The organism is Moorella humiferrea (assembly GCF_039233145.1).
GTDB classification, from domain to species: domain Bacteria; phylum Bacillota; class DSM-521; order Neomoorellales; family Neomoorellaceae; genus Neomoorella; species Neomoorella humiferrea.
The window spans coordinates 698,869-719,368 of the sequence record NZ_CP136419.1 but is presented as its reverse complement, the minus strand read 5'-3'; the positions used below and the strand labels follow the sequence as shown (position 1 = coordinate 719,368).

At 49.7% G+C, this 20,500-nt stretch carries 30 protein-coding genes and 3 pseudogenes; 5 read left to right on the top strand and 28 right to left on the bottom strand.

Translation table 11 applies throughout. From position 1 onward, the window contains the following. Window positions 1–30: 30 nt before the first annotated feature. The 13 genes from MHFGQ_RS03700 to MHFGQ_RS03640 form a co-directional block, all read right to left on the bottom strand. On the bottom strand, window positions 31–363 hold the full coding sequence (locus MHFGQ_RS03700) for a protein-export chaperone SecB (protein WP_170066321.1): 333 nt from the start codon (window positions 361–363) through the stop codon (window positions 31–33). Continuing rightward, window positions 360–593: a hypothetical protein gene (locus MHFGQ_RS03695; protein ID WP_106005760.1), complete on the bottom strand. Its 234-nt coding sequence runs from the start codon at window positions 591–593 to the stop codon at window positions 360–362. Before MHFGQ_RS03695 ends, MHFGQ_RS03700 begins: the two co-directional genes overlap by 4 nt. 48 nt (window positions 594–641) lie before the next feature. Further along, entirely contained in the window at window positions 642–1,097 is a 456-nt protein-coding gene (locus MHFGQ_RS03690) for a hypothetical protein (RefSeq protein ID WP_170066320.1), read from the bottom strand. 164 nt (window positions 1,098–1,261) lie between these two features. After that, a complete protein-coding gene (locus MHFGQ_RS03685) occupies window positions 1,262–1,390 on the bottom strand; it encodes a hypothetical protein (RefSeq protein WP_343105563.1) in 129 nt (42 codons plus the stop codon). Window positions 1,391–1,597: 207 nt separating this feature from the next. Continuing rightward, window positions 1,598–1,819, bottom strand: coding sequence for an HD domain-containing protein (locus MHFGQ_RS03680; protein ID WP_146127158.1), 222 nt, complete (start codon window positions 1,817–1,819; stop codon window positions 1,598–1,600). Further along, window positions 1,806–2,486 carry a hypothetical protein gene (locus MHFGQ_RS03675; RefSeq protein ID WP_146127157.1) on the bottom strand — a complete coding sequence of 227 codons (681 nt, stop codon included), beginning with the start codon at window positions 2,484–2,486 and terminating at the stop codon, window positions 1,806–1,808. Before MHFGQ_RS03675 ends, MHFGQ_RS03680 begins: the two co-directional genes overlap by 14 nt. Before the next feature lie 21 nt (window positions 2,487–2,507). Then, window positions 2,508–3,482, bottom strand: coding sequence for a DUF1848 domain-containing protein (locus MHFGQ_RS03670; protein WP_170066319.1), 975 nt, complete (start codon window positions 3,480–3,482; stop codon window positions 2,508–2,510). A 58-nt stretch (window positions 3,483–3,540) separates the two neighbouring features. Then, window positions 3,541–3,714 (bottom strand): hypothetical protein, encoded by a 174-nt coding sequence (locus MHFGQ_RS03665; RefSeq protein WP_170066318.1) that lies wholly within the window; start codon window positions 3,712–3,714, stop codon window positions 3,541–3,543. 531 nt (window positions 3,715–4,245) lie between these two features. Then, entirely contained in the window at window positions 4,246–4,764 is a 519-nt protein-coding gene (locus MHFGQ_RS03660; protein ID WP_106005754.1) for a YwgA family protein, read from the bottom strand. A 19-nt stretch (window positions 4,765–4,783) separates the two neighbouring features. Next, on the bottom strand, window positions 4,784–5,917 hold the full coding sequence (locus MHFGQ_RS03655) for an HD domain-containing protein (RefSeq protein ID WP_106005753.1): 1,134 nt from the start codon (window positions 5,915–5,917) through the stop codon (window positions 4,784–4,786). Window positions 5,918–5,995: 78 nt separating this feature from the next. Beyond that, window positions 5,996–6,340 (bottom strand): hypothetical protein, encoded by a 345-nt coding sequence (locus MHFGQ_RS03650; protein ID WP_106005752.1) that lies wholly within the window; start codon window positions 6,338–6,340, stop codon window positions 5,996–5,998. Between the two features lie 412 nt (window positions 6,341–6,752). Then, complete coding sequence (locus MHFGQ_RS03645; RefSeq protein WP_106005751.1) at window positions 6,753–7,043, bottom strand: hypothetical protein; 291 nt, start codon at window positions 7,041–7,043, stop codon at window positions 6,753–6,755. 216 nt (window positions 7,044–7,259) lie between these two features. Next, the gene (locus tag MHFGQ_RS03640; RefSeq protein ID WP_277997032.1) at window positions 7,260–7,394 is read right to left on the bottom strand and encodes a hypothetical protein; all 135 of its coding nucleotides are present in this window, start codon (window positions 7,392–7,394) and stop codon (window positions 7,260–7,262) included. Window positions 7,395–7,473: 79 nt separating this feature from the next. Between MHFGQ_RS03640 and MHFGQ_RS03635 the strand changes: the two genes are divergently transcribed. Then, window positions 7,474–8,022: an Rpn family recombination-promoting nuclease/putative transposase gene (locus MHFGQ_RS03635; RefSeq protein ID WP_245907860.1), complete on the top strand. Its 549-nt coding sequence runs from the start codon at window positions 7,474–7,476 to the stop codon at window positions 8,020–8,022. A 118-nt stretch (window positions 8,023–8,140) separates the two neighbouring features. Here the strand turns inward: MHFGQ_RS03635 and MHFGQ_RS03630 are convergent, their stop codons facing one another. From MHFGQ_RS03630 to MHFGQ_RS03590, 9 genes and pseudogenes are all read right to left on the bottom strand, one after another. Next, window positions 8,141–9,019, bottom strand: coding sequence for a hypothetical protein (locus MHFGQ_RS03630; RefSeq protein ID WP_170066317.1), 879 nt, complete (start codon window positions 9,017–9,019; stop codon window positions 8,141–8,143). A 62-nt stretch (window positions 9,020–9,081) separates the two neighbouring features. Next, entirely contained in the window at window positions 9,082–9,654 is a 573-nt protein-coding gene (locus MHFGQ_RS03625) for a hypothetical protein (RefSeq protein ID WP_211292913.1), read from the bottom strand. A 191-nt stretch (window positions 9,655–9,845) separates the two neighbouring features. Further along, window positions 9,846–10,025, bottom strand: coding sequence for a hypothetical protein (locus MHFGQ_RS03620; protein WP_245907859.1), 180 nt, complete (start codon window positions 10,023–10,025; stop codon window positions 9,846–9,848). Window positions 10,026–10,065: 40 nt separating this feature from the next. Then, window positions 10,066–10,200: pseudogene (locus MHFGQ_RS03615) on the bottom strand (polysaccharide biosynthesis protein); the annotation flags it as partial. Beyond that, window positions 10,188–10,541, bottom strand: a complete 354-nt coding sequence (locus tag MHFGQ_RS03610; RefSeq protein ID WP_245907863.1) for a hypothetical protein — start codon at window positions 10,539–10,541, stop codon at window positions 10,188–10,190. The gene MHFGQ_RS03610 and the pseudogene MHFGQ_RS03615, both read right to left, overlap by 13 nt. Window positions 10,542–10,649: 108 nt before the next feature. Continuing rightward, window positions 10,650–11,084: a type II toxin-antitoxin system VapC family toxin gene (locus tag MHFGQ_RS03605; RefSeq protein WP_170066316.1), complete on the bottom strand. Its 435-nt coding sequence runs from the start codon at window positions 11,082–11,084 to the stop codon at window positions 10,650–10,652. Beyond that, on the bottom strand, window positions 11,056–11,256 hold the full coding sequence (locus MHFGQ_RS03600) for a hypothetical protein (protein ID WP_343105525.1): 201 nt from the start codon (window positions 11,254–11,256) through the stop codon (window positions 11,056–11,058). Before MHFGQ_RS03600 ends, MHFGQ_RS03605 begins: the two co-directional genes overlap by 29 nt. Window positions 11,257–11,467: 211 nt before the next feature. Beyond that, window positions 11,468–11,653 carry a UDP-glucose 4-epimerase gene (locus tag MHFGQ_RS03595; protein ID WP_106005746.1) on the bottom strand — a complete coding sequence of 62 codons (186 nt, stop codon included), beginning with the start codon at window positions 11,651–11,653 and terminating at the stop codon, window positions 11,468–11,470. A 245-nt stretch (window positions 11,654–11,898) separates the two neighbouring features. Beyond that, on the bottom strand, window positions 11,899–12,855 hold the full coding sequence (locus MHFGQ_RS03590) for an HNH endonuclease (RefSeq protein WP_106005745.1): 957 nt from the start codon (window positions 12,853–12,855) through the stop codon (window positions 11,899–11,901). 208 nt (window positions 12,856–13,063) lie between these two features. Between MHFGQ_RS03590 and MHFGQ_RS13935 the strand changes: the two are divergent. Beyond that, window positions 13,064–13,326 (top strand): annotated as a pseudogene (locus MHFGQ_RS13935) (IS1634 family transposase); the annotation flags it as partial. Here the strand turns inward: MHFGQ_RS13935 and MHFGQ_RS03585 are convergent. Beyond that, window positions 13,296–13,766 carry a GDP-mannose 4,6-dehydratase gene (locus MHFGQ_RS03585; protein ID WP_146127163.1) on the bottom strand — a complete coding sequence of 157 codons (471 nt, stop codon included), beginning with the start codon at window positions 13,764–13,766 and terminating at the stop codon, window positions 13,296–13,298. The pseudogene MHFGQ_RS13935 and the gene MHFGQ_RS03585 sit on opposite strands and share 31 nt — an antisense overlap. A 209-nt stretch (window positions 13,767–13,975) precedes the next feature. Here MHFGQ_RS03585 and MHFGQ_RS03580 point away from each other — a divergent pair, with 209 nt between their 5' ends. Genes MHFGQ_RS03580 through MHFGQ_RS03570 form a run of 3 tightly spaced genes read left to right on the top strand, consistent with a single transcriptional unit; the run spans window position 13,976 to window position 14,836 of the window. Next, window positions 13,976–14,314: a hypothetical protein gene (locus MHFGQ_RS03580; protein ID WP_245907858.1), complete on the top strand. Its 339-nt coding sequence runs from the start codon at window positions 13,976–13,978 to the stop codon at window positions 14,312–14,314. Next, a complete protein-coding gene (locus MHFGQ_RS03575; protein WP_245907857.1) occupies window positions 14,251–14,508 on the top strand; it encodes a hypothetical protein in 258 nt (85 codons plus the stop codon). Before MHFGQ_RS03580 ends, MHFGQ_RS03575 begins: the two co-directional genes overlap by 64 nt. Next, the gene (locus MHFGQ_RS03570; protein ID WP_245907856.1) at window positions 14,483–14,836 is read left to right on the top strand and encodes a DUF4351 domain-containing protein; all 354 of its coding nucleotides are present in this window, start codon (window positions 14,483–14,485) and stop codon (window positions 14,834–14,836) included. Before MHFGQ_RS03575 ends, MHFGQ_RS03570 begins: the two co-directional genes overlap by 26 nt. Window positions 14,837–15,053: 217 nt before the next feature. Here the strand turns inward: MHFGQ_RS03570 and galE are convergent, their stop codons facing one another. The 5 genes and pseudogenes from galE to MHFGQ_RS03545 all read right to left on the bottom strand — a co-directional run bounded on the left by galE (window position 15,054) and on the right by MHFGQ_RS03545 (window position 20,273). Then, window positions 15,054–16,046 carry a UDP-glucose 4-epimerase GalE gene (galE, locus tag MHFGQ_RS03565; protein ID WP_106005743.1) on the bottom strand — a complete coding sequence of 331 codons (993 nt, stop codon included), beginning with the start codon at window positions 16,044–16,046 and terminating at the stop codon, window positions 15,054–15,056. A gap of 12 nt (window positions 16,047–16,058) precedes the next feature. Beyond that, entirely contained in the window at window positions 16,059–17,405 is a 1,347-nt protein-coding gene (locus MHFGQ_RS03560; RefSeq protein WP_106005742.1) for a sugar transferase, read from the bottom strand. 41 nt (window positions 17,406–17,446) lie between these two features. Further along, entirely contained in the window at window positions 17,447–18,583 is a 1,137-nt protein-coding gene (locus MHFGQ_RS03555; protein ID WP_106005741.1) for a glycosyltransferase family 4 protein, read from the bottom strand. A 90-nt stretch (window positions 18,584–18,673) separates the two neighbouring features. Beyond that, window positions 18,674–19,114: pseudogene (locus tag MHFGQ_RS03550) on the bottom strand (phosphomannomutase); the annotation flags it as partial. A 13-nt stretch (window positions 19,115–19,127) separates the two neighbouring features. Beyond that, a complete protein-coding gene (locus tag MHFGQ_RS03545) occupies window positions 19,128–20,273 on the bottom strand; it encodes a glycosyltransferase family 4 protein (protein WP_106005740.1) in 1,146 nt (381 codons plus the stop codon). Between the last annotated feature and the right edge of the window lie 227 nt (window positions 20,274–20,500).

The window sequence follows — 20,500 nt, the reverse complement described above, 5'->3', positions numbered from 1 at the left end:
CAGCCATAGTAATACTCGAAACAACTGTTCTCAAGAAGGAAAAAGAATAGCCGGAGCGTTAATTTCTGCATAACGATACAACTCATTCTTTTCAACAGCAGAGTTAGTTTTAAACCAGCCCCGTAAATTAACTTCTAAGTGAAATGGATTATCTTTTTCGGGGCTTTCTTCAAATATATTACAAAATAAATCAACGGTAATCTCATTATTTGTTTCATCAACAGTTGATTCAGTCCGTACTTTGAAGTCAAGCGGTATAGACTTATTCTTCTGTGATTTAAAGTTCTGATTCAACTTATAAGATAAATGTAAAACTTTATACCCCCGAAAAATCAAATTGCTCTCTATAGACTTGTCTATCATGCCGCCTCACCATTTGCAATAGCAATATAACCATTTGTTAAGTCGCTATATGGTTCCTCAAGAATACTATATTCAACGATTAACCTTTCTGGTTGCCATTCACTATCTGCTTCCTCCCCAATATCGGGACATTGCTCAATCCCAGCCCTCTGTAAATCCCTTTCAAATTGTTCAATAGTTACCTGGGCAAGATATTGGTTTATCTGCTCAACTACTTCTTTAAAATCCACCGTTACTGCACCTCCATTGTTCAATAGATTTTATACACCGCTCTTCTTTTACGCATATTTGAATTTGTACCGGGGGAATATTAGTAATGTCGTACGGATAACTCCGGCCGGGCACAAGAAAAACAGCTCTAACCACTCATAAGGAAATTGTTGGCAGATAAAATTTATAGCCACACCATTTAAAAGGCGTTTTCCTTTATACTTTGTCTGCTTCATTTTGCCCTGTAGTTGTTTTATTATCGACAAAAACATATCCCATTCCCGCTTTCGTGTTAAATCAAGAACCTCCTGGGCTTCAATAACAGTTTTTAAGATAGCCCATTCTTTATATTTCCTGGCGCGTACACACCAATCAATAGCCTGGTCAGGATCATCCTCAAAAAAGTATATACCCTTCCCCAACCATTCATCTTCTCTATTTGAAGGTAAAAATCTTTTATCCAATAATATCATATCAGCACTTGCTTTACTAGTACCATGAAAACCTATAAAAACCCTTACCATATTATGCCCCCGATATAGGTTAGATAACCTAATGGAAATAGGTTCTAGCTTAACCGTAGAAATCCTGCTATTTTGAGTTTATAAACTTCATAACCTGCCAGGCTGCAGGAAGGGAGCCTGACAATTAACACCCTACCCCACCTGCACCATTTCCTGCCCTTTCTCTACCCGAAAGCCCGGCAGGACCAGGCGCAGCACCCGATGGAACCGCCGGCGCCGGTAACCAGGACCACTTCCCCCGCCAGGTAACCAGCCATGGCCGCCAGGTCCACCCTGACCGGCTCCCGGCCCAAGATGTCTTCTAAAATGGTGCAAGTGAGAATGCTTGAAATCCTACTAGCCGGTAGTCTACTGGGCCAAAGAAATGCCAATAGTTCTTCTCGATGCATAAAGGGCAAAATTGAACCACGGTTCCGAATGGAGATCTCCTGCAAACAACGGCAATACCTGCTCCGCCCACCCTTCAGTTTTTTGCAGAGTTGCCGCCATAACCTTTGAGCCTATGAAGCTTGACAGCGTGACCGATAATTTGTGACAAAGATTTTATCACCTGCTCTGGTCAAGGCACTTTCTCCAAAATTGGGTGTTTTCTTTTGAACAACTTGCTCTTTCTCGAATTGAATGCGCATAAAAACCGCTTCACCTACGTGTGAAAGGGGGTAATGACCAATATCATGCAAAAGGGCAGCCATGCGAAGTTTCCTCAAATCATCCTCTTCCAACACACCTTTTTCGCGCAAATGAGCCGTAATTTAGGGTAGGCAGAAAAATATCAAGAGTTTTTCCTGATGGCTTTTTCTTTATCGTCTTCATATCCTCGCCGGCCAGACCATTATCAGTTCCCGGCTTGCCCTTAACTGATTCGACAGGTATACGCTCAATAACTGCGCATACCTGTTCTAAACACCTGCTTTCAGGGAACGGCTCAGAAATTATCTCTAATCTATTAAGGACTATACCCGTTTTAGCAGCATAGGTCGTTATTAACTTTTTGGCAATTTTGTGGGTTAAAGTATTAGGTTCAATAAGTATGACGTCTAATTCAGTTTTTATGCTGTTACTCCATTTATAAAGAAAATCCATCAGTGCCAGGGAAAAAGTGCCAACCCCCGCTCCTATATCCACCACAGTTATTTTTTTCTGCTTAAGTAGAGAAGTTGTTAACTCATGATGTTCCTCTTCGTATTGGTGAATAGTATGAAGAGCTTTATAGAAATGGGCGGGGAAATGGTAATAGAGCGTTCCAGCCAACTGCATTGGAGTAGTAGCTCGCGGATCCTTCCAGAACTTATAGCCGGTATAATTGTTGTCACAGTCGAAATGATCCATCAATGCTGCATACAAGTCAAGCATAACCTGAGAAGCTTCCAGTATATTTGCCGTATACACCCCTCGACACTCCATCCCCGTTCACTCCCAGTTGAACACCTGTTGTTGACAGACTTCTCCGCGTTCCACGTTAATTTCTTCCTCCTCTAATCGAATAACTTTGTTTTTGATGAGGAGCGGGAAATCGGGATCATGTATAAGGTTTTTGGGGGGGCATTCAAAGCTGGTATTTGCATAGCAGTATACACAATCATGGGAACATGTATCGTACATACCAATATCTACACTTTCGTAGCATGCACACTCCTTTCGGGTAGGTTTGATCTTATAAGCCATTTTGTTTATTTGAAATAAATCTCCCAATAACTCCACGTCCACACAATGGGCTTTCTTTATAGACCCGCCTACCAGATGGTCGTTACAACAGCTATATAATTGTATACCGTGTTGCAAGGCTATTTCTGCCAGTTCATTTACCAGGGTCGACTGTTCTTCTTCAGAAATAGGGATTAAGTTAATACCTGTTTTTTCTAAAGAGTTCAATCGCCGCCTTACTTTAGAATAGAGATTAGCAAAGCTTGTATAACACCTCGTGGTATATCCTTCAAGGCTCTGGCACAATACCTTAAAAGTCTTTAGATGAAACGCCCAATCAGTGTATGTGCTAACTAATATAGGATCGTAGCGCCATTGGATATGTTTAGGGGAATACCGTTTCGATATCATTTGGAAAATGGAAATGGAACTAGTAGCCTCTGGCACCCTGTTTTCGAATACCTGAGGCAACCCGGTGATAGTGTAAAGAAAAACCATGTTGTAACCCTTACTATCCAGTTCATCCAAATAACCTAAAAAGGGTCTAAAGTTTTTGGACCAGAAAACAATGGCTGCCACTTGAGATGTTGCTAATGAAACTTTTTTAGCGCGGTGGTTATACGGATTATAGGCAAAAACCCAACCCTCACGGATACGCCTCATAAACCACTCGCCATAAAATGCTGGAATATCAGTACGGCGGCTAGCAGATATAATAAGAGGTTTTTGAGAACCCAGCACAGCTGACACCCCTGATCTCAATCAGCGTTATACTTTATACCCAGGCTAGCTGCCTTGTTCAATGGACGCCACGGACGCCACCTCCCAGGAGGCTATCGTATGCTTCCAGGTTGACTGCTGCCACCATGGGGAAGGCGGCATCCGGCTGTACCTGGTTAGTGTCCGCATTATCTTCCTGGCCCAGGTAATAGCGGAACTGCCTGGAAACTATCCTGGACGCTTTTGAGGGCAAGTCTTATGGCCTTCTTTACTTCCTCAATACCATACTCGAGGATCAGGCCCAGGATACGCGCCAGTTCCCGGTCCTCCCCCCGGCCTAAGAGGCGCTCTTTAAGCTCATAAAGACCCGGAGGCAAGAAAGCCCGGCGTAAAAGGTGCTGCATTGGCCAGGGAACGCGGCTTTTGCACCAGCACCGGCAGGTAGTGTTCCAGTACCAGACTGGTCTGGTCAGCAAGAGCGGTAGCAGAATAGCTGCACCTAAACTTTACGCCCAGCGATGATTACAGTTGCTTCGCTCCACTCCACCTGGGTTTTTTTACATACCACTCCAACGCTTTCCTAGCCACCGACTTGCTAGAAAGCCGCATACCTCGGAGGGATAAAAGAGAGGTGCTTATTTTCAGCATCTGCCACCAGAGCCGGCAGGGCGCCTGGCCGCCGGCCAGCTGGTGCTCCAGGCCCAACACATGGGCTGCCGCCAGGTCATCCACCTGGATGTAGTCGCGGATGCAAGTATCATATGTGATTAAACAACATATACTATTACTTTGAAAACTTCTCCTCCAAAAATTTTAAGGCCTTTTCAATTTCCCCATCTTTATATTCTTGTTCTGGCTTTAGTTCCTTTACATAACGGGCAGCCTCTGTATCTGAATAATTTATTTTCCGAAGAAACCTTAAGGTGGCAATCAACTCTAGAGTACGGGCATCAAACTGGGCCAATTCCCTGGCTGCTTCCTCAAAGGAATCCGGGACTGCCAAATGGCCAGCAAAGTCCGACGCCCTTTTCCCCCTCTCGGATAAAGAATATATATATTGTTTGTATCCATAAACTGTCGTTTCCACCTTCTCTTCCAATAAACCTAGGAATTTCATTTCATCTACTTCCGTAGAAAGTTCTTCTGAGTATGGCCCGTAAAGGTGATAGCCAAAACTTTCCTTAAAGGCATATCCTTGTTCTTGAAGTAGATATACCATTTTCTGTAGTTTTTTGCGACCATGCACTTCTCCCACTGCAGTTAGTAGCTTTATTAACATATAATACTTATTCAATATATTCATTTAACCAACTCCCCTAACTTTATTTTCGTATTAACTTTATCACATCTTGACGGCAATTTTCATCTGGAACATAAACATAAATCACAACTTTGCGCGTACCGGCGATAGCGCGAATCGGGTCTGAAAGCTTCATTATGTCCCACTCTCTACCATTTTCATCACGTACCCGGATAGGCGGTTTGTTGGTATCTTCTTCTTCAGGCGATGTATAATAATCATGGGCTACATCTGATTGAGTATCCCATAAAAGGTAATAATCCGGGTCATAACCATTCTGCTGAAGTATATGTCTCATTCTAGGCAGTACTTCTAAAAAATTAAGCGAGGCGCTATCAGCCAGCCTGACAGGCTTAAACAGTTCTCTTATCCAAATACGTTTCGACAAATCAGACAGAATGGGATCCGGACTGGACTGCCACATTTTTAAAGCATGCCAGATATCAACATCATCTATAGCTAAATAATCATCGCTATTCCACTTGTCTTCCAGAAAGGGTTTAAGGGGACCAGGTATTAAATCATTGGGCAAGAAACCTTGACTGAAGAGCTCTTTGGCCCTTTTCCAAATGGTATGAAGAACTTTTTCGGCTCCCCGGGTAGTCTTATGAAAATATATTTGCCAGTAAGCATAGTAACGAGCAAAGATAAACTGTTCTGCCGCCATAAGTCCTTTATTATTGATTATTAAACCCGTACGCTTATTACTCAATTCGATTACTGCCAGAAGCCTGGTAAGATCAAAATGCCCATAGCTAGTCCCGGTCATAACTGCATCACGTAAAAGATAATCCATACGATCTATATCGATTTGGGAGGAAATGATATTCTTTAGTAACTGCCACTGAGGATCGCCTTGAAGTACTTGACATATCTTCTCCGGCAATTTGGGATCTATTTTTTGAAGAGCACATCGGAGTTCCGTCGGGCCTAAAATAATATCTCGAGCCCAAGCCTCGTGTTTCTTCCCGGGAGTTATTATGCCTTCTAAAACATGAGATAGTGGACCATGGCCTATATCATGCAATAGACTGGTGCACTTTCCAAGTAACCTTTCTTCTTCAGAGAAGGTATATCCCTTGCGTTCCAGTTCTGCTTCTAACCTTATAAAGAATTTTTTCTTCTTAACCCTTGCCCTCTTCAGCTCCCACTCCATGATGAAAGCCCTAATCCGATGGGCTACAGTTGGAGAAGCGGCAAAGCCTCCGGCCCTGCCGCTTCCCGGCTGATGCTTTTAGGATTGCTGTTGGACCGGGGGCAGGAAAGGCGTGGCTGGGGCTTCGCCGTTGTGACTGGATAGATACTTGATATACTGGGCCAGGTAGTAATTCATCCCCGTCAGCGGCCGGCCGCGCACGGCCGCGTTCCACATGGCCCTGGTCTCAGGGCTCTCCCCCTGCCAGCTCGTCACCGCCCGGGTGAAGTAGCTGCGGACCCTTTCCTGGTTCTCCGTATTGGGGTTCATGGGCACAAAATAGCGCCGGGCATAATTGATCCCCTTCCATTTGGCAAAGACCAGGGCCTTCCCCAGGGCACCGCTGGCATCCAGGGACATCAGGGGCGCTGTCACTTTAGCCATGGTGTCCACCTCCTTTCGCCCCTCATTCTAGCAGGGGCTAAAGGAAGCGGCTAATTTCGTAACCGGCCGGGAACCCGGCTGCCGTAAACGTAACCATCAGGATGCGAAGGACTACCTGCCAGTCTAAGTTCCCTGCCCGGAAAAAGTTTGCCGTATCGCGAGAAAATATTAGAGTTGTTACAGCGGTATGGCTGCAGCAGGCACGGCCAGCTGCCGGTACAGTAGGACTTATCCCCTCGTTAAATTGCACTTAACTGGCCAGGACGAACATCACCGTACCATCGCCGTACCCACTCCGTTTAATGAACGTAGCAACCATAAAGTTGTATTAAACACCAGCTTTATTTTCCCCAGCCGCCTCGCCCGGCAGTTATATCCCGCCGCATCTGCTCCCCTATGACCCTCGTATAACTCAACCTTTAAATCCCCGCGGCCTGCGGCGGTGCCACTGCCAGGCCGCAGCAATGATGTCCTCCAGTTCTGTATACCGCGGTCGCCAGCCTAACTCCGCCATGGCTTTTCCTGCCGCGGCTACCAGCACCGCCGGGTCGCCGGGCCGCCGGGGACCGACACGGCAGGGCACCTTTTTCCCCGTAACCTTTTCTGCCGCCCGGATTACCTCCAGGACCGAATAGCCCCGGCCGCTGCCCAGGTTATAGGCTGCCGTGGGGCCGCCCCGCTCCAGGGCTTCCAGGGCCAGCACGCAGGCTGCCGCCAGGTCGTCGACGTGGATTTAGTCCCGCACCGCCGTGCCCAATATCCCCTGCCGGCGAAGCCCCGGCTGCGTTGAAGTAACGTAAGGATATCCAGGCCCACCACTTCTATCCCCCGGTCCTGGAGCCACCAGCGGGTAGGATCCAGCCACGGATCCTCCGCCCCGTAGAAGCTCAAACGGATGCCACTGCCCCGAAATACATTGTTAAAAGTCATCCTGGTGCGCCGCAGGTGGTAAGGAGAAGTAACGACAATGACCGAATACCAGCCATTTTTCCTGGTAGAACTTTACCCCGGTCGCCACCCGCTCGCCCTGTTCACCCGAGAGGACAATAATCACATCTGCAGGCTCGCCGGGGGAACTGGACGGGACTGCAGCTCCGGGGCCAGGCCTTTGCCAATATATTAAAAAATAACCTTTGCTCAGCCAGGCCCTCTCAGGTAAAATAAAGAAAAATTTTATCGATTATACGAATACCAGGTTTTTAACCCAGGAAGTTATTACCGATATTACCGCCGGCGACAAACACTACGTTGATATCCTGGCGGAAGTTAAAATCAAAGGCGAAGACGGCTGCGTCCTGGTCCATATCGAGCCCCAGGCCTACCGGCAAGCCAACTTCGCCCGGCGCATGTTTATTTACTTCAGCCGGCTTTACGAAAAACACCAGAAAAGAGTGCTCCCCATCGCCGTCTTTGCCCATGACAGTAAGGCAGAAGAAACCAACCGGCATGAAGTAGAGTTTCCCTTTCTCAAGGTGTTGCAGTTCGAGTTTTACAAAGTACAGCTCAAGAGACTCCCCTGGCGGCAGTACATCAACAGCAACAACCCGGTAGCGGCGGCATTGTTGAGCAAAATGGACTATTCGCCCCGGGAGCGGGTACAGGTAAAGATCGAGTTTTTGCGCCTGTTGACCCGGATGCAGGTGGACCCGGTAAGCTCCACTCTGGGCTTAAGGTCGCCCTAGCCTCAAAGACCGGCCAGGTTTAACCAGGCCGGTCTTTAAGTCATCCTTTAAATCCCCGTGGATTATATCAGTAACCAATGGATATAACACTGGGATGGTCAAGCCAGCGTAATCGCCTCTAACAAGGCCTATTTTCCTCCACCATAACCGTAAGGTAATCGTGACCCTTTTCTACATCCGGGAGAATAAACCGGCATCCCAGGGCATCCATGGGATCAAACATTAAAATGCGCCAGAATGTATTGCGGGCGGCATCAAACTGGCCCAGGCGCCACTGGCAGAAGCCTAGCCCGTGCAGGGCGCGCAGAAAAGGGCGATTATTTATCCAGCTCCACGGAAGCAGTCCGTTAAAGCCTGGCGGCAGGGCCTGCTCGCCAACTTTAACCCCTGCGAGGTAACGTTGCATCGCTCTTTTTGCATGCCAGGCGCTGCGCCCATCTCCAAACGTATATGTGCCCAGGTGGACAAAGGCATCAATGCAGCGCAGATCTTTGGTCAGGCACCCCTGCAAAATTTCCCACGTTTTATCAATATTGCCCTGATGAGCATATTCAACCGCCAGGGATATTGGGTCCTCCATTTCCTCAGGGTTCGCCCCTGGGATAATTTGCTCCATTTCAAATACCTCACGGGGACCTGCTTTCAGAACAGCAATTACCCACTCAGGTAAAGACGAAGGCAATTCCCGGTCCAGATCAATTTCCCACAGCTCGGCAAAGTAATAAAAAGAATCCCAGGTGCCATGCGAGTACAGTCTCAGGGGAACAGGTGTTAATACGGAACCGTCTATGTAAGAATCAATGACTTTACCCGAAAGATAAGTATGCTTCTTGTATTCCCATTCTTTATTGGGGATGACCCTGAGGATTTCTCCCTCAGTTTCATCCCTGACGCCTCCGACCGGCCGCAAGATAATAATCTCCCGTTCCGGTAACCGGAGGCAGCGCAGATTCGTCTTTCCTGCCGCCAAAACGATTAGTTCTACTAAATCTGGCATAATCATACCCACCCTATCCCTGCGGTTATTATAGTTGCTTCTTTTCCTAATAAGCTATCCGGCTATTTCCAAGCGCCGGCATTACGGAAAAGACTTGCCGCCCACAGGAAAGCATTCTCGTAAATAATGTCCTTGTCCATGGGTTCGAGAAGGGCTACCTGCTTTAAGCGGGCATGTACCTCTTGTACAGATACCAGCTCTACCGGCATTCCCTCTTCTCTGGCTTTACTCACTGTTTCAAGCACTAATTTGTTGGGCGGCATGAAACACCAGATTTCGTAGACCACCTGATACTTCATTTCCATTTGCAATGCTGCAAACTCTGCATAGCGTTGGAGTGCGGCAACTTTTTTCTGCACCCGGCGTAGCCTTGTTTGCAGCTTCTCTTTTTCTGCAAAATGATATATACTGGAAAAATCCATGCCGTAAATTTCTCCAGGTTTATGGGCAAAAGCCACTACCGGGACAATATTTTCCCCGGGAATATCCAGGCTCACCGTACAGCCTTTTACCATTTCATAATAGGCCAGGATAAAACCGCGTTCAATATCCGCCTTCAGGTATTTAGGTAATTTGCGCACCATATTGTCCTCCGTGAAAAATGCTTGTGTCCGGCCGTTACGCGCCGGCGTCAACCGTACTACAGGGTTCTTACCTATTCCCACTACCAGGCGGAGCAGGCTATCAGTTTATGGGTAGTATTGGAGGACCATTCACCTGGACCAGTAAGGCAAAAAATAGCTTTAGGTTGGCGATAAAACTTTTCCAATGTCCATACTATGTCGGCAATGACCAGGTCGGGAAAAATACTTGCTCTGCCCCGCTTTCAACTCTTTGTACAAGGGCTGAACACCGCCGCGCCCGCATATTCCAACTGGCCCAGTTCCGCTTCATCCACGAATATATAGGTAGTATCGCACTCCCCCAACAGTTCCCCCAAGGCAGAAATGGCATAGAAGGCATGGGCGTTTTGCGCGAATTCCCCGGCTACCCCGCGGAAATTCACAAGGTCGACCTTCCCGGGTATAGGCAATTCCTCTAATTCCCGGCTCGCCCATGTCGAGAACGAAAATCTCCCCGCTTTTCACTAAAGCCCCGGCCTGGATAACGAGCTGCACCGCCTCAGGGATGATCATAAAGTAGCGGGTCATCTCCGGGTGGGTCACCGTCACCGGCCCTCCGGCGAATAAACTTGAGAATACCCGCCCGGCTTGTTTCTATGCCACATCCAGGCAGTGGCGATAATCTCCTCCAAACTAGTATATCGCGGCCGCCATCCCATCTCTTCGATGGCTTTTCCTGCCGAGGCTACCAGCACCGCCGGGACGCCGGGCCGCCGGGGACCGAAACGGTAAGGTACTTTCTGCCCCGTCACCTTTTCCGCCGCTTTTATTACCTCCAGTACCGAATAGCCCCGGCCAATGCTAAGGTTATCGGCCGCCGTAGGACCGCCCTGCTCCAGGGCTTCCAGGGCGAATACGTGGGCTGCCGCCAAGTCCTCGACGTGGATGTAGTCCCGCACCGCCGTGCCCAATATCCCCTGCCGGCGAAGCCCCGGCTGCGTTGAAATAACGTAAGGATGTAGAAGCTCAAACGGATACCCTCAAATAAGGCCGTATGCCGTTAACTATTATCTTTGTTCAAAAGGATTGTATAAATGTAGACCATGCCTGCGAAGATGTTTGAAATCTTCAACATTCCGTGTGACTAAAACAGCCGCTAATAATAAGGCTGTAGCTGCAACGATGGCATCTGGTAATTTTAGCTTGCGATTATGATCCTTTTTACTAATGGCGCGTAATTTGGCGGCTTTAAGAGCGACGTTAGAATCAACTTCCACTATTTCTCCTATATCCAGAATACCTCTTATCTTTGATTTTTGTTCAAGAGTTAGTTCATGGAATGAAAACAGCTCTGCCTCGACTATTGTTGAATAATAGACTTCTATATCGTCGTCTTCTAGTTTCTTCATTGCCCAAACTGCTGCTTTTACTCCTGCCAGTGTATAAATAATTATGTTAGTATCGACCACATATTTATTCGGGTACGACCCCTGATCGATCATCTTCATCCTCCCTGATGCGTAACATCTCCTCAACCAATTGAGGATGGTCCTTTAAGATACCCGCAGCCGCCAGGACAGCACCTTTTGATTTACTACGTTTAGTCAGCTTAATGGTTATCTTGTTCGTACCCGGGATAATCTCTACCCAATCACCAGGTTTAATTTTGGCCATTTTCAATACTTCTCCGATGGTAATTCTTCCGCCTGGCTCTACTCTTCTCTTAACCTGTAGCAATGCCATCACTCCTAAGGCCCAAGGGTAATATCAATTATATTCTGTAAGATTATACCCCAAAAACGTCTCCAACTCAATCTGGTATCTGTTTCTTCTTTAAACACCCGACCATCCTGCCGCATCTGCTCCCCTATGACCGTGGTATAACTTAACCGTTAAATCCCCGCGGCTTGCGACGGTGCCACTGCCAGGCCGTAGTAATAATGTCCTCCAGTTCGGTATACCGCGGTCGCCAGCCTAACTCCGCCATGGCTTTTCCTACCGAGGCTACCAGCACCGCCGGGTCGCCGAGCCGCCGGGGACCGATACGGTAGGGCACCTTTTTCCCCGTCACCTTTTCCGCCGCTTTTATTACCTCCAGAACCGAATAGCCCCGGCCGGTGCCCAGGTTATAGGCCGCCGTGGGGCTGCCCTGCTCCAGGGCTTCCAGGGCTCCAGTATGATACTTTTTTATTGCACTGGTCTAGCAGGAAGTTAAAGGAAGTTGCTAATGCCTGTATTGATCTTCATGCTACCAATTAATGCCATTTAGTATGTAACTGGTATGGCACTAGCTACAGTATATCCGCCCACGGCCATCTATTCAAAGGACTCCGCAGTGAACGCCATGACAAGTTCCATCAGGGTGTTCCTGGAGGCCGATTTATTGGGAACATCTATCACCCATATGATTCCATTATCCTGGCGCGTCCAGTATTTTTCCCGCTCCACGGTAACCACAATACTGCCTTCGAAAATGTTAAAGAGGTTCACATAACCGCAAATGCTACTGCCCGTGGCCAGTAGTCCACCAACCATCCAATCTGGATTATCCACGAGGAAAAGCAGCGGCTTTTCACCCCCGAGAATGCGGATAGTCCCCTTTAGGCCTTGCTGTAAAGCTTGCTCTCGGCTAAGGGTTTCTGGCCGGAGAATTGCACGAAATTTCGCCGCGGTAGGGTCTTCCAAGTACTCTGGCCCCAACTCCATGCAGGCCAGCTCATAGACGATTTTGAGCAGGCCCCGTTGCCAGTCCCACAGATTGAATGTGAAATTCAGTTCCATCGTTGGATGTTCAACATGTACTTCCTTCCGTGAGAGCAACTCCATCCTCAAGCTCTTATTTTTCGCCCTCTGAGCGATTTTCTCCAGGATAATAGGTAGTCTATTTTCGTCGCTTTTGTCCAGGATAATTCGTATACGCTCTCCCGTATCGATTTCCTCACGGATGACCTTCGGCACCGTATAGAGTCTTTTTGGTTTGCCGCTACTATCGAATTCATAACGAACTTCGTGTTGCGGATCACCGGCAATGTATCCCTTTTCTAAAGGATTGGGAATCTTTCCACTCTTTCCCGGCAAACAAAGTAGCATCCGCTTCGCTTCAATCAACCAATTGTTGATTAAGGGAGCGTCCACATATCTGCCAAGTTTGGAATTACACTCCCGGCACACGTTTTTGATAGTAATGTTTCCCCCAAGCGCTTCCGGAAAAATGTGCTCCTCACTGGCAGTTGCGTTATCTAGCTCTCTTAGACAAATAATGCACCTAAACACGCCCCCTTACACCACCCTCTCGAAAACTACGTTTGTCAATACAAAAAATGATCAACTATGCAAAGTAAATCTGAACACTTGTTCTAAAGTAAAAGTAATCCAGTCTTCGTGAAAACGTTGAGAATGAAGAGATGGTGCCTACCCCTATCCCTAGGGAAAGTGGTAGGTAACGTATGACGAACGGCTGTTCTAGTTGGCCCTGGCTTTTATTAATAAGCCGCGGGTATTCCTTAACGAAGATGAGCTAGGCACTGTTAGGGGCATTACGGCATCCCTTATATGGTGAATTTTTTCTGGGAGCGACTGGTGCTGGACGCCTTCTTTAAAAACTATCTCCAAAATTGTCAACTAGAGATGGATGTGGCCTTATGCACCAAGATATGGTTAAGGCAAATTTACCTGCCGGAACTTGAAGAGAAACAGCCTGAGTTGCATCATTTTTACCGCCCCCTCGACATCCTGGAAAAAATGATACCTTGAGAATAACCTCGCGGCCTGCGGCGGTGCCACTGCCAGGCAGTAGCAATGATGTCCTCCAGTTCGGTATACCGCGGCCGCCACCCTAACTCCGCCATGGCTTTTTCTGCCGAGGCTACTAGCACCGCCGGGTCGCCGGGCCGGGGGGGACCGCCACGGTAAGGTACTTTCTGCCCCGTCACCTTTTCCGCCGCTTTTATTACCTCCAGAACCGAATAGCCCCGGCCGCTGCCAAGGTTATAGGCCGCCGTAGTGCTGCCCTGCTCCAGGGAAGCCAGGGCCAGGATTTGGGCTGCCGCTAGGTCGTCGACGTGGATGTAGTCCCGCACCGCCGTCCCCAATATCCCCTGCCGGCGACACCCCGGCGGCGTTGAAATAACGTAAGGATAAGGATATCCAGGCCCACCACTTCTATCCCCCGGTCCTGGAGCCATAAGGCTGTAAAGGGCGTTTTCATAGGTGCTGATAGCCCACCGTTCGCCCTGTTCACCCGAGAGGACAATAATCACATCGGCAGGATCGCCTGGGGAACTGGACGGGACTGCAGTTCCGGGGCCGGACCTTTGCCAATATATTAAAAAAATAACCCTTGCTCAACCCAGGTCCTCTCAAGTAAAATAAAGAAAAACAGGAGAAACTGCCAATGTCCATTGATCACGACCGCTTGTTCAAAGAACTGCTGACCACCTTTTTCCGGGAGGTTATGGAGCTCTTTTTCCCTAAAGCCCATGCTTTAATCGATTATACGAATACCAGGTTTTTAACCCAGGAAGTTATAACCGATATTACCGCCGGCGACAAGCACTACGTGGATATCCTGGCGGAAGTAAAAGTCAAAGGCGAAGACGGCTGCGTCCTGGTCCATATCGAACCCCAGGCTTACCGGCAAGCCGACTTCGCCCGGCGCATGTTCATAAGGTGCTGCCCATCGCCGTCTTTGCCCATGACAGTAAGGCAGAAGAAACCAACCGGCATGAAGTAGAGTTTCCTTTTCTCAAGGTCCTGCAATTCGAGTTCTACAAATTACAGCTCAAGAGACTCCCATGGCGGCAGTACCTCAACAGCACCAACCCCGTAGCAGCGGCATTGTTAAGCAAGATGGACTATTCGCCCCGGGAACGGGTGCAGAATGCAGTTGGACCCAGCAAGGATGGAACTGATAACCGCCTTTTTTGAAAGCTACCTGGTATTAAACCCCGAAGAAGAAAAAACCTTGCAAGAGAAGTTGCCGGAAGAACTTCAACCCGAGGAGGTGCAAAGGGTTATGGAATTAACCACATCCTGGCATTTAAAAGGCTGGCAGCAGGGCAGGCAGGAAGGCAGGCAGGAAGGCAGGCAGGAAATACTTTTAAGACAGCTAAGGAAACGCCTGGGTACCATTTCTTCTGAAGTGGAAGCGAAGATAAAGACTTTATCAGTGGAGCAGCTAGATGACCTGGCTGAAAAGATACTTGACATCACCAGCGAGGATGAACTGTTGAAGGTCCTTGATATTAAACATTGATACGCCCTCTGGATAGAGGATTACCCTGGCTTCCCAGGACCGGCCCGTCTTAACAGTGCCGGTCTTTTACTTATTTCTCTAAACTTCCCAGCCAAACCGTGAAGCTCCTGCCGACCCTGCCGGGCCTATTCCTGCCTCTGACGAGGTCCCCTGTCTATGCCCCTGACGGGCCGTATCTTCACCCATCTTTTCCTCCGGCAAAATCCAAGAGCTACTATTACCTCCCCGCCAAAACCTTTTCCCTCTTCCGCTCCCACTGCCAGGCAGAGTAAATAATGCCCTCCAGGTCGTCGTACAAAGGTTTCCATCCCAGACGCGCGCGGATCTTTTTGGCATCGGCCACCAGGACCGGCGGGTCGCCCGGCCGCCGACCTTCGTAGCGCACCGGGAAGTCTACACCGGTCACCTTTTTGGCCGCTGCAATCACTTCCAGGACGGTATAACCCCGGCCGTAACCGCAGTTAAATACTTCGCTCCGGCCGCCGTCCAGCAGATACTCCAGGGCCAGGACGTGGGCCGCCGCCAGGTCCTCCACGTGGATGTAGTCGCGGATGCAGGTACCGTCAGGGGTGGGATAGTCGGTGCCGTAGACGCTTAAATACGGCCTTTTGCCCGCCGCTGTGCGGATGGCCAGAGTGATGAGGTGGGGCGCGTCTTCTTTCCCCTCGCCGATCCTGCCGTCCCGGTCGGCGCCGGCAACATTAAAATACCGAAGGGATACGTAGCTTATCCCACCGACAGCCGACACATCCTGCAGCACCCTTTCCACCATGGCCTTGCTGTACCCGTACGGGTTAATGGGGTTTAAGGGGGCTTCTTCCGGCACCGGGATTTGCTCCGGGATGCCGTAGACGGCGGCGCTGGAAGAGAAAATGAGCTTATCAACCCAGCCCTTTTTCATGCAGTCCAGGAGGTTCAGGGTGCCCTGCACGTTGTTTATGTAATATTTCAGGGGCTGGGCCACGGACTCGGGGACGACAATATGGGCCGCAAAGTGCATGACGGCGTCGGGCCGGAACTCCCGGATAACCTCTTCCAGTTTGGCGGCGTCCAAAAGGTCGCCCACCACCAGGTCGCCGTATAAGACAGCCCAGGGGTGGCCTGTAATAAGGCTGTCATAGGTCAGCACCTGGTAACCCCTCTCCCCCAGGGCCTTGACCACGTGGCTGCCGATATATCCCGCACCGCCGGTGACCAATACTTTAGCCATGATATATATCTCCTATGATGCTTTATCGCGCATGAGCATGACTTTCAGGGTATGTAAAAGAATCTGGGCGTCGCTTAAAGGCGAGATGGTTTTCGCATAGAGCAGGTCATAACGCAGTTTATCGGCCGGGGTGGTGCTGTAGCGCCCCTGGACCTGGGCCAGGCCGGTGATGCCGACTTTCAACTGGTGGCGCCAGTCGTAGCCCGGCACTTCTTTTCTGAACTGCTCCACAAAGATCGGCCGCTCCGGCCGGGGGCCGATGAAACTCATTTCACCTTTAAGGACATTCCAGAGCTGGGGTAGCTCGTCAATGCGAGTGGCCCTTAGAATCCGGCCCACCCGGGTCAGGCGCGGGTCGCCGGCCGTGGCCAGTACCGGACCGGTATCCTTTTCAGCGTTAGGTATCATGGTCCGCAATTTGATTAACTGGAACACCCGGCCTCCCTGGCCCACCCGCTGCTGGCGGTAAAAAACCGGTCCCCGGGGAGATTCTATTTTTATCGCCAGGGCCGCCAGCAAAATCAAGGGTACGGCTATTATGGACAGACATAGGGACAGGGCAATATCGAAGGCACGCTTCCAGGCGCGTGAAGGCACAGCTATAAAGCCGTCCACCCGAAAAACAGGGATGCCGTCGAGCTGTCCCAGGCGGGCTTGGGCTAAAAAGATTTCATAGATATCAGGAACTATAAAAGCGGGCAGATTACGAGCCATAATTTCTTTCAGCATCATTTCGCGATATTCCAAGGGAATCCCATCGCAAAATAGTACCGCCCCGGGCCGGCTGGCATCAAGGGCTTGAGGAAGTTCATGATAAGTTCCCAGCACTGGAAACTCTATCTCAGACATTGTCGAACCGCCCTCGACTACCAGACCCGCCACCTGGTAGAGGCGGTTGTCTTCCCGGGCAACCTGCCGTGCCCGCTGGCAAGCTGTAACCGCAGGACCAACAACAACCAGCGTAAGGGTTCCCTGTAACCAGATAGAGCAGCGCCAGACAGCATACCGCCAGATGCTCAAAAGCGCGAGCTGGATTGGTGCAGTCAGGAGAAACACCGAGCGGGGGAAGGCATACTTTTGCAGCATGTATGAAATGCCCAGGCCGCTGAGGATAGTCAAAGCCACCACCCAGACCAGGGCGGCAAAGATCTCTATCCAGCGGTAACGGCCGCCGACGTAGAGCCCGTAGCTGTAAAAAAAGACAAAGGCCGCCAGGGTAATCCAGATGGCAATCGTCCGGTAGGCGTGCCAGTTAACAGCAGGAATGCTGCCACCGAAGCGGAGCCAGAAAGCCAACCAGAAGCTGAAGTTAACTAAAAAAAGATCCCCGGCTATTTTTACCACCTTTGTCCAGCGCAAAATCCCATCCCTCCCCCGAGACGAGCAGAAGCTACGCGTTCTTAACCTGGTAAATAGCGGCTATAAACAGCATCCATCTCGGCGAGCACTTTGTCAAGGGAATAATCGCCAATCTTCTCCCGGCCCGCTCTACCCAAGGCCAGGCGCAGGTTTTCATCCCGGGCCAGCAGTTCCAAATAGCCAACCAGCCCCTCTACGTCGTCCAGCTCCACCAGGAACCCCGTCCGGCCGTGGTCTACCAGATCCCGGTTGCCGCGCACGTTGCTCGCCACCACCGGCTTGCCCGCGGCCATGGCTTCCATAAGGGATCTGGGGAGGCCTTCGCGCCGGGAGACCAGGACGAAGATATCCGTCTCCTGCAAGACCTGGGGTATATCGCGGCAAAACTTTAGGAAATGAACCCTGCCAATCCTTTTTTCTAGCACCAGCCGTTCAAAATAAGGCCGTAAATACCCGTCACCGGCCAGCCAGAGAGAGGTATCTTTTGTTCTGGCAATAAATCTAGACCATGCCTCTAGCAAAAAAGCATGATTCTTTACGGTTGAAAATTCAGCCACGCAAGTTACCACTATATCGTTTTTACCCAACCCCAGCCTTTCCCGGATATTGATGCTACCAGTACCCCCGGCAAACTTCTTCAGGTCCACCCCTACGCCGTGCACATAAAAGAGGTTTTTCCCCGGCCTGAAGCCCATTTTAACTGCGCTATCGTAATCTTCCCTGTTCATCACTATCAGCCCGTCCGTCCACCGGGCCGCCAGCCGCTCGGCAGGGTAGTAAAGGAGCCAGTTCCGTAAAGACGCGCCCCAGTAAAAGTGGAAGCCGTGGGCGGTATAGAGCACAGGTCCCTGCCCCGTAACCCTGGCCAGATATCTCCCCAAAAAACTGGCTACCGGGGTGTGGACATGGATGAGATCAAACCGGCAAGCTTTAAACAGCCGGCCTAATTCCCTGAAAGCGCGCCAATTTTTAAGGCTATAGGGCGAGCGGGAAAAAGGTATTTCCCAGCATCTCACACCTATAGCCTCCACCTCTTCCTTTCTCCCCTGATCTGAGGAGGCCGCCGCGTGCACCTCATATCCTTTACTTTGCAAAAGCTGCATGAAAGGCAGGTGAAAAGCGGCCAGGTGGGTGTAAACAGTGGCGAGAAACAAAATCCTGCCTTTTGAGTTAGTCAACCTCTCAACCCCTGCCACTTATGGATGAGCCTTTCCAAAAAGGCAAGCCTGTTAAGGGAAAGGGCCTAGACTTAAAATCCTGCCCCCGCTTTATGGCAGTTCCCACTCGAAGGCACCAACGGGTGGAAATTCCTTAAGGGCTGCCTTTATGATGGCGCATATTTTTTGCAAGTCCTCCCGCGTTCGGGCCTCACACCTGGCTACTAGGACAGGCTGGGTGTTCGACGCCCGCACCAGGCCTCAGCCTCCAGGGAAGATGACCCTGGCGCCGTCCACGTCGATAACCTCATAGCCCTTCTGCCTGAAATACTCTATCACGCCGGAGACTACCTCCGCTTTACATTCGTCAGCACAGGGGATACGTGTCTCAGGGGTAGCGCAGTACCGGGGCACGCTCGCCAGGAGCCCAGACAGCGGCCTTTCCTCCCGGGATAGAAGGCGCAGGAGCCTCGCTGCTGTATAGAGGGCATCGTCGTACCCGTAATACTCATCGGCAAAGAAGAAATGCCCCGACATCTTGCCTGTAAAAAGGTTTATGAATACCTTAAATGGATATCTTCCTATATAACGCAAGCAGACGCTCGCGCATCAAATTCCAACTGTATTTTTCCTCATAAGCTCGCCTCCCGTTTTCCCCTAGCCTCTGCCGTAAAGCCGGGTCCCGAGCTAGGCGAATAAGTGCTGCTTCGAGGGCCGCCACATCCCCGTATACCACGACTAGGCCGCAATTAACCTCCTCAACAAGGCGGTCTATACCCGTGCCCCGGGCCACCACAACAGGTTTTGCCAACATCATAGCCTCAAACACTTTATTCGGGCTGGAGTAGCGATGGTTGGGGATAGCCGGGTCATAGGTAGCGAACAGAACATCGGCGGCATAACTCAGCTCCAGGGCTTGCTTGTATGGTACCCGACCATGCCAGGTAACGTTGGACAGCAAGCGAGCCAAGCCCAGGATGCGTTCTTCATCACCACCGCCAAAACCAGCCAGGTCTAAATGCCACTCTGGGTGACGCGTAAGCACCTCCAATATCTCCAACAATCCCCGTTCCACCTGGAGGAGTCCGACATAAGCCAGGTAAAGCTCAGCCCGGCGTATTGGAGAAACGTTGAATCTCAAGGCGTCTAATATATCGGGTGGACTGTTGTAAACAATGGTAACGTGACGAGGCTTACCTCTAGCAATCTGTTTCCGGCGGGCCTCATCTACAAGTATAACGGCATCTGCATGGTTGAGGGCTTTAAGCTCAAACATATAAAGTAGCTTGCGCATGAAACCGGGTATAGTCCGTCTACTATCAGCATAAAAGTCAAAAACATCATAGATCACGCGGTTGCCCCTGAATACTTTGCTAAATAAGCATGGCAAGAGAGTATCAAAATCACAGGCATGGCAAATCCTTATACCTTGACGGTTACGGATAAAAAATCGTAAAAGAAAAGTCTGCCAACGTAGTATATGAAAAATGTTTTTAAGTCCCAACCCATAAGAAGCAGGATGAGAAAACCGCACTATATGATAACCTTGCTGCCACTCTTCTCTGGGCAATTGCCCTGTACGATCCCACGCTAGTACAAGGACCTCATAGCCAGCTTGACACAAGGCTTGAGCTATTTTTTCTACTCTGGGGTCTGGAGCTACCGGGTTTGACCGACAAATTAGCACCCGCTGCAAGCAAGAGGGCTGCATCCCGTGGCTTTTTCCTCCCACTTTAACCTGACGATGATATAATAGTTTCAACGAGGTTAATTTAGTTATTAAGGTAAAAGGCCGCTACTCCCTTCTGGAATTCCTTGTTACCTCCTGAGTTCCTCCTGCTCAACTAATAAATGTAAATGTATTAGTAAATTCAAGATTCTTTTTCTCAACCGGTTTGAAGATTTATTGATAGACCTGCTATTCCTATATGAACCTAT

What these genes read in the sequence shown, in the direction of transcription:
- MHFGQ_RS03700 (WP_170066321.1), bottom strand. Translation starts at nt 363, where the DNA reads ATGATAGACAAGTCTATAGAGAGCAATTTGATTTTTCGGGGGTATAAA.
- MHFGQ_RS03690 (WP_170066320.1), bottom strand. Translation starts at nt 1,097, where the DNA reads ATGGTAAGGGTTTTTATAGGTTTTCATGGTACTAGTAAAGCAAGTGCT.
- MHFGQ_RS03660 (WP_106005754.1), bottom strand. Translation starts at nt 4,764, where the DNA reads ATGAATATATTGAATAAGTATTATATGTTAATAAAGCTACTAACTGCA.
- MHFGQ_RS03655 (WP_106005753.1), bottom strand. Translation starts at nt 5,917, where the DNA reads ATGGAGTGGGAGCTGAAGAGGGCAAGGGTTAAGAAGAAAAAATTCTTT.
- MHFGQ_RS03650 (WP_106005752.1), bottom strand. Translation starts at nt 6,340, where the DNA reads ATGGCTAAAGTGACAGCGCCCCTGATGTCCCTGGATGCCAGCGGTGCC.
- MHFGQ_RS03630 (WP_170066317.1), bottom strand. Translation starts at nt 9,019, where the DNA reads ATGCCAGATTTAGTAGAACTAATCGTTTTGGCGGCAGGAAAGACGAAT.
- MHFGQ_RS03605 (WP_170066316.1), bottom strand. Translation starts at nt 11,084, where the DNA reads ATGATCGATCAGGGGTCGTACCCGAATAAATATGTGGTCGATACTAAC.
- MHFGQ_RS03600 (WP_343105525.1), bottom strand. Translation starts at nt 11,256, where the DNA reads ATGGCCAAAATTAAACCTGGTGATTGGGTAGAGATTATCCCGGGTACG.
- MHFGQ_RS03585 (WP_146127163.1), bottom strand. Translation starts at nt 13,766, where the DNA reads ATGGCTCCAGGACCGGGGGATAGAAGTGGTGGGCCTGGATATCCTTAT.
- MHFGQ_RS03580 (WP_245907858.1), top strand. Translation starts at nt 13,976, where the DNA reads ATGTCCATTGATCACGACCGCTTGTTCAAAGAACTGCTGACCACCTTT.
- MHFGQ_RS03570 (WP_245907856.1), top strand. Translation starts at nt 14,483, where the DNA reads ATGGAACTGATAACCGCCTTTTTTGAAAGCTACCTGGTATTAAACCCC.
- galE (WP_106005743.1), bottom strand. Translation starts at nt 16,046, where the DNA reads ATGGCTAAAGTATTGGTCACCGGCGGTGCGGGATATATCGGCAGCCAC.
- MHFGQ_RS03545 (WP_106005740.1), bottom strand. Translation starts at nt 20,273, where the DNA reads ATGCAGCCCTCTTGCTTGCAGCGGGTGCTAATTTGTCGGTCAAACCCG.